This window comes from Flavobacterium aquidurense, from assembly GCF_031458035.1.
Lineage (GTDB): Bacteria > Bacteroidota > Bacteroidia > Flavobacteriales > Flavobacteriaceae > Flavobacterium > Flavobacterium aquidurense_C.
Window position 1 is genome coordinate 120599 of sequence record NZ_JAVDXR010000002.1, and the last position, 16421, is coordinate 137019.

Genomic DNA, 16421 nt, shown 5'->3' on the forward strand with positions numbered 1-16421 from the left:
ATATTTTAAATAAGCGGTATGCTACTTGTTTGCTGTTTTTAATTGTTTCCAGTTTTGACTCTTGTATAACAGATCATTAAGACAAAAAAGAAAAAGAGGTGTTTCCATTTATTTTTTAATTTCAAATTAGACATTATGAACAAAACAAAGATTTTAGTACTGTCATTTTTATTGCTTTTGGCCGGATGTGCGACATTCAAAGAGCAATCAATTGAAAAAGCGGCAGCTGCTACTGATAAAAAAATAGTAAATTCTATTTACTTGTCCGGAGGATATGGAGATAAGACTGAAGAAGAGAATAATTTGAGTCAGTTTAATGAAATATTAAAAAATAACGCTCAAAATTCTAATTTTTTGTTTTTGGGAGACAATATTTCATCGCAGGTAAAGGATAGTCTTTCTGATAAATTGCTGCTGAGCCAACAAGCAAAAATGATTAAAGATTATGCAGGAAAAGCATATTTTCTTCCAGGTGATTATGAATGGAAATATAAAAATAGCAGAAAGACACAAGAGAGCCAGAATTTGCTGAAGATTATACCTGGCAATACAGCAGAATATTTACCTAAAAATGGAGCTCCCTTAAGCAAAGTTTCAATTAACGAAAACCTGGAAATTATATTTATAGATTCGCAGTGGTACATTTCCAATTGGGATGATGTGCAGTATATAAATGAGAATTCACCGGATATTAAGACCCGAAGACGTTTTCTGGAAGAGCTCGAAGGTATGATTCGTGATGCTGCATTTAAAAACGTAATTATCGCCATGCATCATCCTATTTTTAGTAATGGTAAACATGGTGGAAAATATAGTTTTAATGATTATCAGCATCCCTTGCCAGTAATTGGCTTAGCAGATAAAACGGTACGCAAACTAGGCGGGACAAGTACTCAGGACATTGCCTATAGCAGATATAGAGAATTAACAAGTTTCGTCGCGGCATTGGCAAAATTATCGGAGAATATTGTCATTGTTTCAGGGCATGAAAACAGTCTGCAATATTTGGAAGGAAATGGAATTCATCAAATTATCAGCGGTTCACTTGCAAAAAGTGAAGCGACAAAACTGTCAAAAGAACTAATAACCGCTCCTGGTGGAAAATTAAAGTACGAAGGCATTTATAGCTCAAGCGAAAAAGGATATGCCAAGCTTAATTATTTCGAGGATGGTTCCTCAGAAGTGGAATTTCATTCTTTTGAAAACAACAAATTATTATACCGTCATGCACTAAATAAAGCATTGCCAAACCTTGATGAAAAAACCAAAAATACTGTAACAGCTGATTTCGCGAATACTGCTAAGACCCAGATATTAACAAAGGAAGAAACCTCTAAATCATGGTTTTATAAATTATTCTGGGGAGAACATTATCGCGATTATTATTCGAGGGAAGTAACGGTTAAAACGGCTTCGCTGGATACTTTATATGGTGGACTCACTATATTAAAAGAAGGTGGCGGGCATCAGTCGCAGTCTTTAAAACTCCAGGGCAAAAACGGGAAACAGTATGTAATGCGATCTTTGCATAAAGATGCGCTCAAATTTTTGCGTTTTAAACTAAAAGGGATTGCTTTTAACCCCGATTCTTATGATGATACGGCCACAGAAGAATTGGTTTCAGACTTTTTTACCACAGCGCATCCGTATGCCCAGCTCGCAGTGAATGATCTGGCAGAGGCCGCTGCAATTAATCATTCGAATATAAAATTATACTACTTTCCTAAACAATCCGGATTTGGAGATTTAAATGAGAAATACGGCAACGGATTGTATTATATAGAAGAAAGGCCATCAAAAGATCAGAAAGATTTCAAAGGTTTTCAGCATACTTCACTAGAAAATGCTGGCGAAATAGTTGATTTTGCAAATACAGAAGAAGTTCTTAAAAAACTGCGCGAAAATGATAAGTACAGTATCGATAAACGTCAGTACATCCGATCAAGAATTTTTGACATGCTTATTGGTGATTGGGATCGTCACGAAGATCAATGGCGATGGGCACTTAGGGAAACTGGAAATAAGTCGGGAGTGTATTCACCAATACCAAGGGACCGAGACGCGGCTTTCTCAAAATTTGACGGTGCAGCTTTAGCGGTCGTCAAAAATAGAATTCCTGAAACCCGGTTTTGGCAAAGTTATGATGGGAATCTCGATAATGTAAAATCGTTTAATTCTGAAGCCTATAATCTTGATAAGATTTTTATTTCACAGTATGATGCATCAATCTGGAAAGAAGAAGCAATAGCAATCCAAAAAGGCTTAACCGACGCTGTAATTGACCATGCATTTTTGAATCTTCCTCAGGAAATGCAGGATCAGGCTTTGGAAGATATCAAAACTAAATTTAAAAAGAGGTTAAAAAATTTGAACGTCTTGGCTTCAGAATATGCTGATTTTATCAATGAAAAAGTGGTTATTCATGGCACTGATAAAAAAGATATTTTCCAGATTACCAGACAGCCAAAGGGAAATACAACCATAGAAATATTTTCTGAAAAGAACAGTACAGAGCCCTATTATTCAGCCGTAATAAATTCTGATAATACTTGTGAAATCTGGATATACGGACTCAATGGTGATGATGATTTTGTAGTGAAGGGTGAAGGAGATAAGGAAATACTCGTCCGCATAATTGGTGGCTATGGAACGGATCACTATACTTTAGAGGAGAATGATAAAATTCGTATTTATGATTATGATTATGAGAAAAATATCATAGATGCTAAGCAGCCTTCAAAGAAACAGTTTTCATCACTTTATGAAACTAATAATTTGCATTTCAGGTATTTTATCCCAAGCAATAATATTTTAGTTCCTGTATTGGGTTACGCCACTGATGATGGTTTTGTACTGGGTGCGAAGGATACCTATACCTACAATGCCTTTAATGGAAATCCGCATAAACAGGTACATGAGATTTTCGCCAATTATTATTTCACTTATCAGTCGGCTGAGACGGGATATAATGGCACTTTTTTCAATGTTTTTCCGCACATCAACTTTTTAGTTGAAGCTTATTTCTCGGGAACTAAGTTTTCGAATAATTTCTTTGGCTACGGAAACGAAACGGTTAATGACGATCAGACACTTGGAAAGGAATATAATCGTGCGCGAACCAGACAAACGAATTTGAATGCAGGGCTCGAATATCACAAATTTAAAATTAAGGCTTTATATGAGAGTTTTGAAATTGAAGAAATGAACGATCGTTTTTTTACTCCTGCCAATGTAGATCCCGCTGTATTTGAGCACCAGAATTACGTTGGAACCGAAGCCTCAATTATGTATTTCAATAGAGATGCGGAAGATTTTTCTACAAAGGGCTTATATGCTTCCGCTAAAGCAGGCTGGAAAATTAATACCAATGACAGTGATAATAATTTTGGTTATTTTGTTGGAAAAGTCGGACTTGAGGACAAATTAACCAATTCAGGTAATCTGGTATTTCAGACTGTTGCGGAGGGAAGGGTTATTGTTGGAGATAATTATTATTTCTATCACTCTTCATTTTTGGGAGGTAATAATGGTTTACGTGGTTATCGAAACGAACGTTTTAGTGGTAAAAACAGTTTATACGACAGTTCTAACTTGAAACTAAAAGTAGCTAGTTTTAAGACAGGACTTATCCCAATTGATTTTGGACTTTATGGCGGATTTGATGTCGGACGTGTCTGGATTGAAGATGATCCGTCAAAAAAATGGCATACGTCACAGGGCGGTGGAATATGGTTTGGCGGACTAAGCACCGTTAGTCTACAGGCGGCTTATTTTAGCTCTGATGAAGGGAATATAGTTTTTATTGGATTTAATTTTAAATATTAATTGGCGATGCGGCTCTTGCTACGTTTAAAACAGGCCACACTGGAAGATCTCAAAATTTGAATATTTTTCTGAAAGTTGATAACCTGCCATAAATTTTAATTATTTAATAGTGGTTAATGTAAAATACTCGTAATGGAAAAAGTTATCAGACTGCGGGTGTTTAAGGATTTAAGCAGCCAGCAGCAGATTGATATAATCAAATTAAAGGGAAGTCTTATCTCTAAAGGATATACAGCGATTATTCACATTAATGATCAGGATGAAGAATATCACATAAATTCTTTTGCGGTAATTGAAGAAAGCAGATCGGCTGTTCAGGATTTTATAGAAGACTTTATAAACAAAGCAGAATTAACCAATATGGTCAGTATTTTGAATGAATAAGAGCTATCCTGCGACAGCTCTTATTTGATTGGATAGTATAAAAAATTACGGAGCAGATATTGGTTCTTTCACAATGAACTTTTAGCAGATTTGCTGTCAGTATCTTTTAAAAACTTAATTAAACCTTTCATGTAGGTTTCCTGGTCGTCGTACATACTCATGTGACTTCCTTTTTCACAATACAGGTATGTTCCATTTTGAACCTGCGTAGAGATCCACTGCATATGTTTTGGATCCATTGTATCGTATTTTGCTCCTATTGATAAAGTCGGCACGGTAATTTTCGAAAGCTGATTTTTAATGTCCCAGTTTTCCAGTTTTCCAGAAAGTCCAAATTCGCTTGGCCCCTGCATCGCAACATACAGTGATTGGTTAATTTTTCCCATTGCACGATTTAATGGTTCAGGCCACAATTTTAAATCCATACGTAAAATGTGTTTGCAATAAAAATTAGGAACCAATAACTCCATATATTTCGGATTTGAGAAATCTTTATTTTTTTCAATTTCTCTTATCTGGGCTAAAACTTCAGAATCCATTTGCTTTGCCAGCACATCTTTAGAATAATTACTGTAATCAATAGCACTCATCATCATATTGGAAATAATAAGACCTTTTAAATTTTGCTGATATTTTAGAGCATATTCTGCAGCTAAAATTCCTCCCCATGAGTGACCAAGCACATAAAAATTATCTTTATTTAGATATAAGGCTTTACGCACCTGGTCGATTTCATCTACGAATCTCGGCAGATCCCAAAGAGCAGGATCATTAGGATTGTCTGAATTACCAGTTCCAAGCTGATCATAATAAATGAATTCAATGCCCCCAGCCGGTAAAAAACTTTCCATACATTCAAAATATTCGTGTGTTGCACCTGGTCCCCCATTAAGCAGGAGCACTTTTATTTTTGGATTATTTCCAATACGTTTTGTCCAAACCTTAAATTTGCCTTTTGTAGTGGTAATTTCAACCATTTTCACACCTCCCATTTTTATGCCGGAAGTGTTGTCTTTAAAATAAGCAGCAGTTTCTGCATTTTCTTTTTGCGGATCATTTTCTTTGTTGCAGGCTGTAAGTGACAGCACTACTAAAGACAATAAAAGTATTTTCTTGTAAGTAATCATAAATTGTTTTGATAGTATTAATTTTTTGTGTAATTATAGTTTGTTAATGCCTGTGCCGACTTGATAGAAGCCAATGAAACAGTAGCCTCTAAGTATTAGTCCACAGTGGTAATTCATTGCTGAGCGCATGTATTATCTGGTTTTTCAGAAGCCCGTTTTCGCCGCCAAAATGTTGTACAATTTTGGTTTCAGGCCTGTTTAAAATAAAATAACTGATTAGATAGGATTCGCTTTCAGGTTCAATGCCGCATCCCATTAGTACCATGTCAAAGTTATGTACTTCAAATAAGGCCATTGCTTCAGCATTTGTGTTTGTACCAATTCCAAACCAGTTCTCTTCTTTATTTATCAGTTGTACTACAGTCTGCAAAATATCTTCATGCCTTCCGATATATAAAATCTTAATCATTGTATTAATTCTTTTGTATTTTTAATGTTTGCAAAACTGCAGCTCAGTTTGCTGCAGAACCAACAAATGGTTTCTTTCCCTAGATTTCTTTTTTGATAAAATCTTTACGGCCCATAATCTTGAGGCAATTTATTAGGCGAATTTGCGACATAAGTATAACTCACGCATTGAACTGGAACAAGATTTTTAATGTTTTTTAATTATTTAGAGAAAAATCAGGATTTGGTTTTCCGGTCATAACGCCGAAAGTAAACAAGGCACAGTAAATACCTTAATTATAAATTAAATGGAATGCTTTTGAATTCTCTTTAAGCCTGAATTAAACTACAGTTTTTTATTTTTTAGGTATAATCCGACGTTCAATCTCCTCTAGAATTGATTTCAAAGTGCCTACAACCAGATATGTAGCTCTGAAAATCCTTTCTGTGTTATTGTTGATGAAATCAATGTTTTACATGAATTTTGAAATGCACAACGGTTCGCTCAAAAAAAAACGAGAATTTACGGCAAAGATTCAACAAGAATTGCTGGATAGAATAATTAAGAATCTCCTGAAAATCAAAAAAAAAGATTACAGTAAACAACAGGCCAACTGATAAAATCAAGCTCTATTGCCGTGCAGACGAGCTGCTAAGATTCAAATGGATCGTACTCTAATTTTTCAGTTAGTGTTTATTTTCTTTCATAAGAATTATGTGAAAGCCTTAAAGGAAATAGCTCAAAATATGGTTTTTCTAAATTATTTTTTTTCATAAAATTTTGATTTAGTGATTAGCCATTTATATTAATTAGGTCTGGGTCAGATTAGCGCTAATGTCGCTACCTGACAAGTTTAGGGTTTCCAAAAATCGGTGCAGAATTTTTTACCTGCAGCTATTTTTCTGATGGTTGTGGTGGATTTGATCATGCGGATTATGGTGATAATTGGTCTTTTTTAACTAAAAACTGATTTGTTTATAATGATAGTGGATAAAATATTAAAAATATATCTGTATTTTAAGAAAAAATTAAGACTTTTGTGGTCTATTAACTCAAATAAAATTACATATGAAATTAAAATTACAATGGATTTATACGCTAGTATTAGCGTTGTCTATTCAGTTTTCTTATGGTCAAGAGAGGACTGTTACAGGTATTGTTTCTGGAGAGACGGGTGTTATCCCAGGTGTAAATGTTGTGGTTAAAGGAACAAAAGTAAGTGCCCAGACAGATTTTGATGGCAGTTTTTCTGTTAAAGCAAAAACTGGTGATGTGCTTCTTTTTTCTTATGTTGGTATGGAGGATATTAACGTTACGGTAGGGGCGGCATCGGCAATTACGGTAAAGATGAAAGACTCCGGGAAAATTCTGGATGAAGTTGTTGTCGTTGCGTATGGTAATGCAAAAAAGAGTTCCTATACGGGATCAGCTGTTTCAATAAAAGGCGACGATTTTGCAAAAAGAGCAGTAACAAACGTTTTATCTACAATAGAAGGTGCTTCTGCAGGTGTTCAGATACAAAGTGCGTCAGGACAACCAGGTGCTGCACCAGCTATCAGAATTCGTGGATTTAGTTCTATTAACGGATCAAATACACCTTTGTATGTAGTTGATGGAGTTCCTTTTTCTGGAGATATCAGTAATTTAAGCTCAAATGATATTGAAAGTTTAACGGTTTTAAAAGATGCGTCTTCGACTTCTCTTTATGGTTCAAAAGCGGCCAATGGTGTAATTATTATTACCACCAAAACGGGTAAATCCGCAAAGGACAAATTTACATTAAATGTAAGTCAGGGTCTGACTTCACGACTAATTAAAGAATATGACAGGGTAAATGTGTATGATTATTATCCGATAGAATGGGAAGCTATCAGAAACAGCCGTCCAATGGCAAATCAGGCTCAGATAGACGCTGCAAATTTGTATGCATCGGGAAGGGTACCCGTGGTTTTAGTTATAAATCCTTTTAATGTTCCTAATGGTCAGGTTGTTGGTACCGATGGTAAATTAAATCCAAATGCACAGCTTTTGTATCCGGAAGATTTAGATTGGGAAGGTGCATTACAAAGAGCCGGTGTTCGTCAAAATGTAGATTTTTCATATCAGGGTAAAACTGAAAAGTCTAATTATTTTGCTTCTCTTAATTATTTGAATGAAGAAGGTTATATCATAAATTCAGATTATGAAAGAATTGCGGCACGTTTAAATCTTAACACCTCCTTGAAGGAATGGTTTAAAACCGGAATAAATTTATCGGGAACCACTACAGATTCGAACCAGGCTGTAGATGGGGTTGATAACACAAGCTCTTTTAATAATCCATTTAGGGCTACCAGATACATGGGGCCGATTTATCCTATTTTTGATCATACAGCTAATGGAGATTATGTGTACGATACATTAGGTAATAAAGTATACTCTACAAACAGGGGTAGTGGTGCTTCACCAGGCCGAAACATCGTTTATGAAACTTTGAATAATAAAGATAATCTAAAAGGTACTGCTCTTTCTGCCAGAACTTACGCTGAAGTCAAATTTTTAAGAGATTTTAAATTCACATTTAATGCAGCATTAGATAAAACGTATTATAATAGGGTTTATACTTATAATCCTGAAATTGGTGATGGAGCTCCTACCGGATTAATATCTAAAGAAGATAGAATTTTAACAGGGGTAACTTACAATCAGTTACTAAATTACGATAGAGAATTTGGTAATCACTCGATATCTGTACTGGCCGGTCATGAAAGTTTTGATTACGAAAGAAATTGGCTTACAGGCACAAAGACAGGTCAGGTTTCTCCTGATAATCCTGAGTTTATTAATTATGCCACTACAACCGACTTAACTTCTTATACTAGGAATTATGGTACTGAATCTTATTTTTCCAGAGTAGGATATGACTATTTAGACAAATATATTTTATCCGGATCTTTTAGAAGAGATGGTTCTTCTAAATTTTCTAAAGATAATCGTTGGGGTAATTTCTGGTCCGTTGGAGGTGCCTGGGTAATTTCCAAAGAAAGTTTCTTACAAGGTAATTCTTGGATCAATGACTTAAAATTAAGAGCTTCAATTGGAGAAGTAGGAAATGATTCCCACATAAGTAATGATGGTTTAAGTTATTACGCGAGCCAGTCTACATTTAGTTTAGGTTACGATAATGGTAGTGAAGGTGGTATTATAACAAATGCTGCAGGTGCAGCAGATTTGCAATGGGAAAAAAACACACAAAAAGATATTGCTGTTGAATTTTCATTATTTAAAAACAGACTTAGCGGAAGCGTTGAATACTATGACAGAAATACAGATGGTTTAATATTTTCAGTACCAAATCCATTATCTTCAGGATTAGATAACAGAGTGGAAAATATTGGTTCGATGTTTAACAGAGGTTTCGAGGTTGCACTAGATGGAATTGTTGTGAAAACGAATGATTTTTCATGGGGAATCAATATTAATGCTTCCACTATAAAAAATGAAATTACCAGTTTGCCTCAAAATGAAATTATTAGTGGAACCAAAAAATTAATGGTCGGACGATCTCTTTATGACTATTGGTTAAGAGACTGGTATGGAGTGGATCCTACAGACGGATATGCCTTGTATGTGTCAGACCCACAATTGATCGTTGCGGGAGATGCCACTCAAAGAGTTGTTAACGGTGTCAATGTTACTACAGATCAGAATAAAGCATTATATCACTACGCTGATACAGCAATTCCTGATTTATACGGAAGTTTTGGAACAAACCTGGATTACAAAGGTTTAAGATTAGAAGTATTGTTTTCTTATCAAATTGGAGGAGAAATGTATGATACAAACTATGCGAATCTTATGCATACAGGAAATAACTACGGATCAGCGTTGAGCGTTGATGCTCTTAAAAGATGGCAAAAACCCGGAGATATTACAGATGTTCCCAGAATGGATATAAACCGAAATACCCAATCTTCTGCAGCTTCTGACAGATGGTTAATAGGATCTGATTACTTATCTTTAAGACAAGTTAATTTATCTTATAAAATGCCTTCTGAGTTAATTTCAAAAATAAGTATCGATAACGCTACTTTATTTATAAATGGCGAGAATCTGCTTTTATCGACTAAACGTCAGGGAATGGATCCAAGTCAAACTTTTAATGGTACAACTCAGAACAGATACATGCCTTCCAGAGTTATTACATTAGGTTTAAACTTAAACTTCTAAAATTTAATATTATGAAATCAAATTATATAAAACAGATATTTTTTGCAATATCACTGCTAATATTGTCTTCCTGTTCAGATGATTTTTTAGATAAAAAACCTACGGAGTTTGTGGACTATGATGCTGCTACAAAAACAACGGAGGATTTAATGACGCTCTTAAACGGTATTCACAGATCACTATATATCAGGTACGAATCTAATCAAAATGAAAATGGACTCGGAAGTTTAATGCAACAGGTTGATATTGCTGCTGACGATCTTGTTTTTCCTGTTACCAACGGATGGTTTTTAGCTGTTTACAACTGGACAGGTCAGGCAAATGAAAATGCTCAGGACATACGATTTCCTTACAGAACCTATTACAGAATTATTAGAAATGCTAATACTATTATTGAATCTACAGATGCTGCTGTCGGTTCTGATGCGGATAAAAAAATAGTAAAAGGGCAGGCTTTGCTTTACAGAGCTTTTTGCCACTATCAATTAGTTCAATTGTTTGGAAAAAGATATGTCAGCGGAACAACAAACACTCAACTAGGTGTACCACTTATTCTAACGGTAGGCAATGAGCAATTTCCCCGTTCGACAGTTGAGGAAGTATATGCCCAAATCAATAAAGATATCGATGAGGCAAACGTTTTACTAGTTGGCTATACAAAGCCTAATAATTCTCATTTAGGACTAAAAGTTGCTCAGGGATTAAAAGCCAGAGTTGCCTTAACACAAGGAAATTGGGCTATTGCTGCAGATTATGCTGCAAAAGCTAAAGCAGGCATTGCCTTAATGACTCCTGATGAATATGTAAAAGGTTTTAATGACTTTAATGGTAAGGAATGGATGTGGGGAAGCCATGTTAGTGAAGTTCAAACGGACTATTTTGGAAATTTTGGTGCCTATATGTCCAGAAATTATAATTCAACAGTGATTCGTTCTTGTCCAAAAGCAATCAATAGTAAGCTTTATAATTTGATTCCGGCAACTGATGTCCGTTCAAAAATATTTGACAAGACAGGAGCACATACCGCATTGGGACTTCCTTCGACGTATGCTAAGTTTCCTTATACGAGCCAAAAATTTTTAGCGATAAGTACTGGTGATAGCAGATGTGATATTCCCTATATGCGTGTTGCCGAGATGTATCTTATAGAGGCCGAAGCAAAAGCAAGATTAGGTTTAGCAGATGCAAACAATGTATTGTTTACCTTAGTAAAAAGCAGAGATGCTGCTTATGTTTTGTCTACAAAAACGGGACAGGCATTGGTAGATGAAATCTGGTTCCAAAGAAGAATTGAATTATGGGGTGAAGGATTTAGGTTCTATGACTTAAAAAGAACAAATTCTGCTCTTGACAGGACCGGAGCGAATCATGATTCATCAGTTACAGGTGGTGTTTTAAGTGTTCCCGCTTCAGATAAAAGATGGCAATGGTTGATCCCAAGAGCGGAGATTAATGCCAACCCATTGGTTAAACAAAATGAATTATAAATTTTAAGATTAAAAAAATATTTGAAAAGACTCCAATATCAACAGATTTTAGAGTCAATATTGTGCCTGAAATAAATACAATTCCAAAATGAGGTAAATTCAGGGTGGAAATAAACAATAAATATTTTGATTTTTTTTTAAGTAGCTGTCTCCAAAGTGAGGCAGCTATTTTTTTTAAGCTTATTTTTTTGTACTGATTTTGTGATGGACATCTTTGTCTCGCAGCAGCGTGGCAGGATGGCTGGGGTCTTACTGCACCGCTATTCACACAAAGGCTTTTCGATTTCAGGAATTGCAGGCTTTGTATTTATTTTATTGGTTTACTGCTTTTCGCTGTGGTTTTGTTCTGCAAAATGAGTTTTATAATTGCCAACGGTTATTGGTTTTCCAGAAAAAGTTTCTTCAGACGTATTACCTTGTAAAGAAAACTGTGGGCGAACTGTATCATAAGTTCGAACCTAAACTTCCTGGCTCCTTATTTTGTTGAGTTACTAGTTTTCGCAAACAACATGTGCCACGATTCTGCCACAAAACTTTTGAGTGTTTTATAAAGCTTGAAAACTGCTTTAAATGGAAAAAAAAACCTGCGAATCCTGGGATTTGCAGGTTTTATGTAATTATGTTTTTTTTCTGAGATCTAATAAATTTATCCCATAAAAAAAGTCCTAATTTTCATTAGGACTTTAGTGGGGAGAGCAGGATTCGAACCTGCGAAGTTCACACAGCAGATTTACAGTCTGCCCTCGTTGGCCGCTTGAGTATCTCCCCGAAGCTTGTATTGATGCGCTTTGTTGTTCTAAGCGGTTGCAAATATAGAAACGTTTTTGATGTTTACAAACAAATTTTGCACTTAATTTTAAGTTATTTTTTAATTTGTTTTTAATTCGTTGGTATTGAATAAAATAAAAAAATCTCCACTAGGGAGATTTTTTTATTTTTTGCTGAATATTGTTCTTATTTCGCTAAAAGCTCTAAAATTTTTGCTCTTAATTCAGGACCTCTTAAGTCTTGAGCAACTACTTTTCCTGATGAATCAAGAATAAAAGTTGCGGGAATTGACTCAACATGATATTGAGCCGCGATTGGCTCTTCCCAGAATTTTAGATTAGAAACATGTGTCCAGGTTAATCCATCTTTTGCGATAGCTTCTGTCCATTTGCTTTTTTCTTTATCTAATGATACACCAACAATATTTAATCCTTTTGAGTGTAATTCTTTATAAAGAGCTACAACATTCGGATTTTCTTTTCTACATGGTCCACACCATGAAGCCCAAAAATCAACAATAGTTACTTTTCCTAAACTTTCTTTAAGCGAAACTACTTTGCCTTCAGGATTTGGAGCAGAAAAGTCTGCTCTTCAGTTAGCGTTACCAACAGGAGGAGCTGATGCACCAACTGCCGGTAATTTTGCCTGACCTATTTTTGTTTTAATTTCTTTTCCGTTAGTACTGTTTTTCAACGACTCATCTAAAGAGTTGAATAAAGCCTCCGTTTTTTTAATATCTGCACTAGGATCTCCAGCCATACCTTTAACGATCAAAACTGAAATAAATGCTTTTGGATGAGTTTCAGCATAAGCAATATATTTCTTTTTAGAATCTGCCTGAACTTCCGTTTGGATAGCTGTGTATTGTTTCATCAAACCATTGATAGTTGCAGTATCTTGAGCTTGTTGAGCTTGTTGCATTTTCTGAGTGTTGTTTTTCTGAAAATCGATCAATTTCTTTTGAGTTTTTGTAAGCTCATCATTAAATTTCACATACTCGTCATTGTTATAAGTACCTGCGATTTTACTTTTGTGGATACTATCTTTGTCAATTGCAATAGTAATTTCTCCTGTTTCTAAGATGAAAGGAATTGGTCCGTTTGCATCCTGAAGAATTAAAGTATGAAAAGCTGGTTCAGTTACTTTTCCTTTTATTTCAAATTTTTCGTTTTCAACTTTTACTGTATCAAGGTTAACTGACATTTGTGTAGTTGGATCCTGACCTTGAAGAATGATTGTTTTTCCGTTCGCGATTCCTTTTGCAGTTCCTGTAATAAGGTATTCTCCGTCTTTAACTTTGCTGCATGACATTATCGCAACAGAAGCGGTAAGTAAAAAAAGTATTTTTTTCATTATAAATTAATTAGTTAATTGATTTGTGCAACAAAAGTATCTAAAAATATAAAACATAAAGAATTTTGTAACCTAAAATTTTGTTATAGTTTTTTTAGGTTTAACTATCATGTTTTCAGTGTGTTTATTGGCTTAATTGTCCTGCAAACACTTAATTGTATAATTATTTGAATTCAATTTCAGCAATTTTTTAATTTTTAGACACAAAAAAAGCACTCTGTAGATAGAGTGCTTTTAGTTATATTCTTAGTGTAAAACTATTCTTGGTTTGTTTTCTTTCTCCAAGTAAAAGAATTCAAAATGTGTCTTTTTGCGAATCTGCCAGGAGAATCAGCGTTAACCATTTTTACATAAGTTGCTTTAGGAACACTAATGTATTCGTAAACACTTCCGTTAGAGAAATCGATAATTAAACGACCTTCAACAAATTTATAATCAGTAATTGAACAAGTTGAAATCGTTTCTGTATATTCCGGTAAATTTGCTTTAATTGTTTCAGGATTAATACTTACCAAGAAGTGATAAGCTTCAATAATCGCTTTACTTTTTTCTTCTGCAGCTTTCAAACCAGCATCATCACCTTGAAATTTGTCAGGATGAGATTCTTTCATCGCATTACGGTAAATGGTTTTTAAATCTTTTAGCTCAGCAGTTTTGTCTACGTTTAGTAACTTGCGGTATTCAACTATTTTTTTCATAAATAAAAGGTAACTTATTGTCTATTAGTTTGAAATGAGTGTTTTTTACTTCAAAACGACAAATTTTTTGCAAAGGTACACTTTTTTTTAACTTTTTACTTTTGATAGAAAAAATATTATGAAAATATGTAAAATGTTAGAAGTTAGATGTTAAACGTTAGAATGTTATGATGAATTGATACAGGATAATTTAACCGCAAAGTTCGCAAAGCTATGTGTGTAAGCTTTGCGAACTTTGCGGTTAAATTACTCGCATTTCAACTTGAAACTTGAAACAAAGAAAACCTGAAACTTTAAAAACCTAAAACAAATTTTATTTATTCTCCGGCTTATGATTTGCCTTATCAAAGTTTTTAGATTTCTTCGGATATTTATCATAACTAATATCACTTGGATTTTCAATTACCGATTTAATCGTAACCCAATCTCCAAGATTAAAATTTGAATGCGCTAATTTGTAATCTAAAAGATATTCACCACAAAAATAATTGTTGTTTTCATCTTTTTCGATGATGCCGGTGTAAACTCCTTTTTGAGGCATTTTTTCTTGTGAATCCTTAGACATAACTTTTTTAATTTAAAATTGAGGTTACAAAGTTAATCAATTAATGTTTGTTTTAGGGAGTTCGCGACAATCTCAGTATATTTGCATATGCAAAAAAACTTCAGGCCACATCCAAATTCGTTCAAAAACACCTTTTGTGTTTTCCATGAAGTGCTGCCGGAGGCCATTGAAGGTTTAAAAAAGCAATTCGAAAGCAAAGCTGGAAGTACCTATTATTATACAGAAGACGGTATGTACAGAGTTTCGAATCATTGGGGGAGATTAGCCAACAGCAAATGGCTTTTGGTTGCAATGGAGCCCGAAACCCCTTCGAAAACAAAAATTGGTTTTGCCGCCTGGAGTGAATTCCATCCGGATAATGCCGAAGAAAAACTCTATTATATTGAAGCCGATTTTGATAAGAATACCGTAACGTACCAGCATAAAAATAATCCGGAATATGATAAAAAAGCAGTTCTGAGAACAAGTTTTGAAACGACAAAGCGAATAAAACAAGTCAGAAATCTGCAGCAACTGACCTCCTGGGCAAAACATTTTGATGAAGATATTGATGTTTTGAGAGAACAAATTATTACAAAATTGATCTTCACAGAGAAAACTTTAGACGAAATTAAAAGAGAAATATAATGGGACGCAACAACGAAAAGAACATCAAGGCGCACAATGACAAATTGCACAAAGCCCAAAATAAAAAGAAACAGGCTGAAGTTGCACGGAAAGAAAAGCTAAAAGAAATTGTAAAGAAGTTCAACGAAGATAATAAGAGTAAAGAGTAAAGAGTAAAGAGTAAAGAGTAAAGAGTAAAGAGTAAAGAGTAAAGAGTAAAGAGTAAAGAGTAAAGAGTGAAGAATTTAAGTTGTAAACGAACTGAAAAACTTGAAATCTCAAACTTGAAACCTCAAACCTGAAACAAATAAATATGAATACAAAATTTGAAGATTTAAAAGTAAGTGTGCAGGAAATCATTGATTTAATCGCTGCAAAACAAGATAGAGAAGCAAACAATAAGTTGCTGGAAGTAAATGAAACTTTAGACGAAATGCTGGATCATGCTGAAGAAGATGAAGATCTTAGAGAAATCAGCCGTTATCAGGTTTTATTGAATCAATTGCATGTAAAAATTAACGGCGAAGAAAAACTGGATGAAGAATAAATGCTTTTGCGATACCGGTTTATTGTTTGATGATTGCTGCGGATTGTATCTTAAAAACAATCAAAAAGCACCAACTGCATTGACTTTGATGCGTTCGAGATATTCGGCTTATGCCACTCATAATGCCGATTATCTTTTAGAAACAACCCATGTTTCTGAAAGACAATATTACTCAAAAGCTGAAATTCTGAAATGGGCAACAGTCAATAAATGGCAAAAATTGGAAATTTTAAGTTCTTCTGAAGAAACGGTGGAGTTTAAAGCGTATTTTTTAGACTCAAACGGAAAACCTCAGACCCATTATGAATTCTCTGCATTCAGATTTGAAAATGGTTCTTGGTACTATGTCGACGGAAAGTTTGAATAATTGACAGAAATTGCCTCGATTTTAACTTGTTTTACCTCAATATTTTAACTAAAAATTAATAAACGATTATTTTTTCGTAATTCTAAAAAACCGTAAT

13 protein-coding genes, 1 tRNA gene and 1 pseudogene are annotated in these 16421 nt (G+C 34.4%); 8 read left to right on the forward strand and 7 right to left on the reverse strand.

The genetic code is table 11. From position 1 onward, the window contains the following. Nucleotides 1–135 precede the first annotated feature (135 nt). Both J2X17_RS03820 and J2X17_RS03825 read left to right on the forward strand, forming a co-directional pair. Entirely contained in the window at nucleotides 136–3825 is a 3690-nt protein-coding gene (locus tag J2X17_RS03820) for a bifunctional metallophosphoesterase/BamA family protein (protein ID WP_310294850.1), read from the forward strand. 132 nt (nucleotides 3826–3957) lie between these two features. Next, a complete protein-coding gene (locus J2X17_RS03825; RefSeq protein WP_310294851.1) occupies nucleotides 3958–4209 on the forward strand; it encodes a hypothetical protein in 252 nt (83 codons plus the stop codon). A gap of 68 nt (nucleotides 4210–4277) precedes the next feature. Here J2X17_RS03825 and J2X17_RS03830 read toward each other — a convergent pair whose 3' ends face one another. Both J2X17_RS03830 and J2X17_RS03835 read right to left on the reverse strand, forming a co-directional pair. Further along, complete coding sequence (locus J2X17_RS03830) at nucleotides 4278–5336, reverse strand: proline iminopeptidase-family hydrolase (RefSeq protein WP_310294852.1); 1059 nt, start codon at nucleotides 5334–5336, stop codon at nucleotides 4278–4280. 88 nt (nucleotides 5337–5424) lie between these two features. After that, entirely contained in the window at nucleotides 5425–5745 is a 321-nt protein-coding gene (locus J2X17_RS03835; RefSeq protein ID WP_310294853.1) for a hypothetical protein, read from the reverse strand. A 1047-nt stretch (nucleotides 5746–6792) separates the two neighbouring features. Between J2X17_RS03835 and J2X17_RS03840 the strand changes: the two genes are divergently transcribed. Both J2X17_RS03840 and J2X17_RS03845 read left to right on the forward strand, forming a co-directional pair. After that, nucleotides 6793–9933 carry a SusC/RagA family TonB-linked outer membrane protein gene (locus J2X17_RS03840; RefSeq protein ID WP_310294854.1) on the forward strand — a complete coding sequence of 1047 codons (3141 nt, stop codon included), beginning with the start codon at nucleotides 6793–6795 and terminating at the stop codon, nucleotides 9931–9933. A gap of 11 nt (nucleotides 9934–9944) precedes the next feature. After that, a complete protein-coding gene (locus J2X17_RS03845; RefSeq protein WP_310294855.1) occupies nucleotides 9945–11420 on the forward strand; it encodes a RagB/SusD family nutrient uptake outer membrane protein in 1476 nt (491 codons plus the stop codon). A gap of 687 nt (nucleotides 11421–12107) precedes the next feature. Here J2X17_RS03845 and J2X17_RS03850 read toward each other — a convergent pair. The 5 genes and pseudogenes from J2X17_RS03850 to J2X17_RS03870 all read right to left on the reverse strand — a co-directional run bounded on the left by J2X17_RS03850 (nucleotide 12108) and on the right by J2X17_RS03870 (nucleotide 14804). Next, nucleotides 12108–12188, reverse strand: a tRNA-Tyr gene (locus tag J2X17_RS03850). A gap of 186 nt (nucleotides 12189–12374) precedes the next feature. Continuing rightward, nucleotides 12375–12761: pseudogene (locus J2X17_RS03855) on the reverse strand (peroxiredoxin family protein); the annotation flags it as partial. Between the two features lie 18 nt (nucleotides 12762–12779). Beyond that, on the reverse strand, nucleotides 12780–13541 hold the full coding sequence (locus J2X17_RS03860) for a DUF4369 domain-containing protein (RefSeq protein WP_310294856.1): 762 nt from the start codon (nucleotides 13539–13541) through the stop codon (nucleotides 12780–12782). Nucleotides 13542–13798: 257 nt separating this feature from the next. Further along, the gene (locus J2X17_RS03865) at nucleotides 13799–14239 is read right to left on the reverse strand and encodes a KTSC domain-containing protein (RefSeq protein ID WP_026983258.1); all 441 of its coding nucleotides are present in this window, start codon (nucleotides 14237–14239) and stop codon (nucleotides 13799–13801) included. 313 nt (nucleotides 14240–14552) lie between these two features. Continuing rightward, nucleotides 14553–14804 (reverse strand): hypothetical protein, encoded by a 252-nt coding sequence (locus J2X17_RS03870; RefSeq protein WP_310294869.1) that lies wholly within the window; start codon nucleotides 14802–14804, stop codon nucleotides 14553–14555. Between the two features lie 87 nt (nucleotides 14805–14891). Here J2X17_RS03870 and J2X17_RS03875 point away from each other — a divergent pair, with 87 nt between their 5' ends. The 4 genes from J2X17_RS03875 to J2X17_RS03890 all read left to right on the forward strand — a co-directional run bounded on the left by J2X17_RS03875 (nucleotide 14892) and on the right by J2X17_RS03890 (nucleotide 16324). Then, nucleotides 14892–15431 (forward strand): hypothetical protein, encoded by a 540-nt coding sequence (locus J2X17_RS03875; RefSeq protein WP_310294871.1) that lies wholly within the window; start codon nucleotides 14892–14894, stop codon nucleotides 15429–15431. Next, nucleotides 15431–15580, forward strand: coding sequence for a hypothetical protein (locus tag J2X17_RS03880; protein WP_310294873.1), 150 nt, complete (start codon nucleotides 15431–15433; stop codon nucleotides 15578–15580). Before J2X17_RS03875 ends, J2X17_RS03880 begins: the two co-directional genes overlap by 1 nt. A gap of 143 nt (nucleotides 15581–15723) precedes the next feature. Then, entirely contained in the window at nucleotides 15724–15957 is a 234-nt protein-coding gene (locus J2X17_RS03885) for a hypothetical protein (protein ID WP_310294874.1), read from the forward strand. Further along, entirely contained in the window at nucleotides 15947–16324 is a 378-nt protein-coding gene (locus J2X17_RS03890) for a YchJ family protein (protein ID WP_310294875.1), read from the forward strand. Before J2X17_RS03885 ends, J2X17_RS03890 begins: the two co-directional genes overlap by 11 nt. Nucleotides 16325–16421 lie beyond the last annotated feature (97 nt).

Bases quoted from the DNA above. Each gene is read 5' to 3' on its own strand.
- J2X17_RS03820 (WP_310294850.1), top strand. From the start codon at position 136: ATGAACAAAACAAAGATTTTAGTACTGTCATTTTTATTGCTTTTGGCC.
- J2X17_RS03825 (WP_310294851.1), top strand. From the start codon at position 3,958: ATGGAAAAAGTTATCAGACTGCGGGTGTTTAAGGATTTAAGCAGCCAG.
- J2X17_RS03830 (WP_310294852.1), bottom strand. From the start codon at position 5,336: ATGATTACTTACAAGAAAATACTTTTATTGTCTTTAGTAGTGCTGTCA.
- J2X17_RS03835 (WP_310294853.1), bottom strand. From the start codon at position 5,745: ATGATTAAGATTTTATATATCGGAAGGCATGAAGATATTTTGCAGACT.
- J2X17_RS03840 (WP_310294854.1), top strand. From the start codon at position 6,793: ATGAAATTAAAATTACAATGGATTTATACGCTAGTATTAGCGTTGTCT.
- J2X17_RS03845 (WP_310294855.1), top strand. From the start codon at position 9,945: ATGAAATCAAATTATATAAAACAGATATTTTTTGCAATATCACTGCTA.
- J2X17_RS03860 (WP_310294856.1), bottom strand. From the start codon at position 13,541: ATGAAAAAAATACTTTTTTTACTTACCGCTTCTGTTGCGATAATGTCA.
- J2X17_RS03865 (WP_026983258.1), bottom strand. From the start codon at position 14,239: ATGAAAAAAATAGTTGAATACCGCAAGTTACTAAACGTAGACAAAACT.
- J2X17_RS03870 (WP_310294869.1), bottom strand. From the start codon at position 14,804: ATGTCTAAGGATTCACAAGAAAAAATGCCTCAAAAAGGAGTTTACACC.
- J2X17_RS03875 (WP_310294871.1), top strand. From the start codon at position 14,892: ATGCAAAAAAACTTCAGGCCACATCCAAATTCGTTCAAAAACACCTTT.
- J2X17_RS03880 (WP_310294873.1), top strand. From the start codon at position 15,431: ATGGGACGCAACAACGAAAAGAACATCAAGGCGCACAATGACAAATTG.
- J2X17_RS03885 (WP_310294874.1), top strand. From the start codon at position 15,724: ATGAATACAAAATTTGAAGATTTAAAAGTAAGTGTGCAGGAAATCATT.
- J2X17_RS03890 (WP_310294875.1), top strand. From the start codon at position 15,947: ATGAAGAATAAATGCTTTTGCGATACCGGTTTATTGTTTGATGATTGC.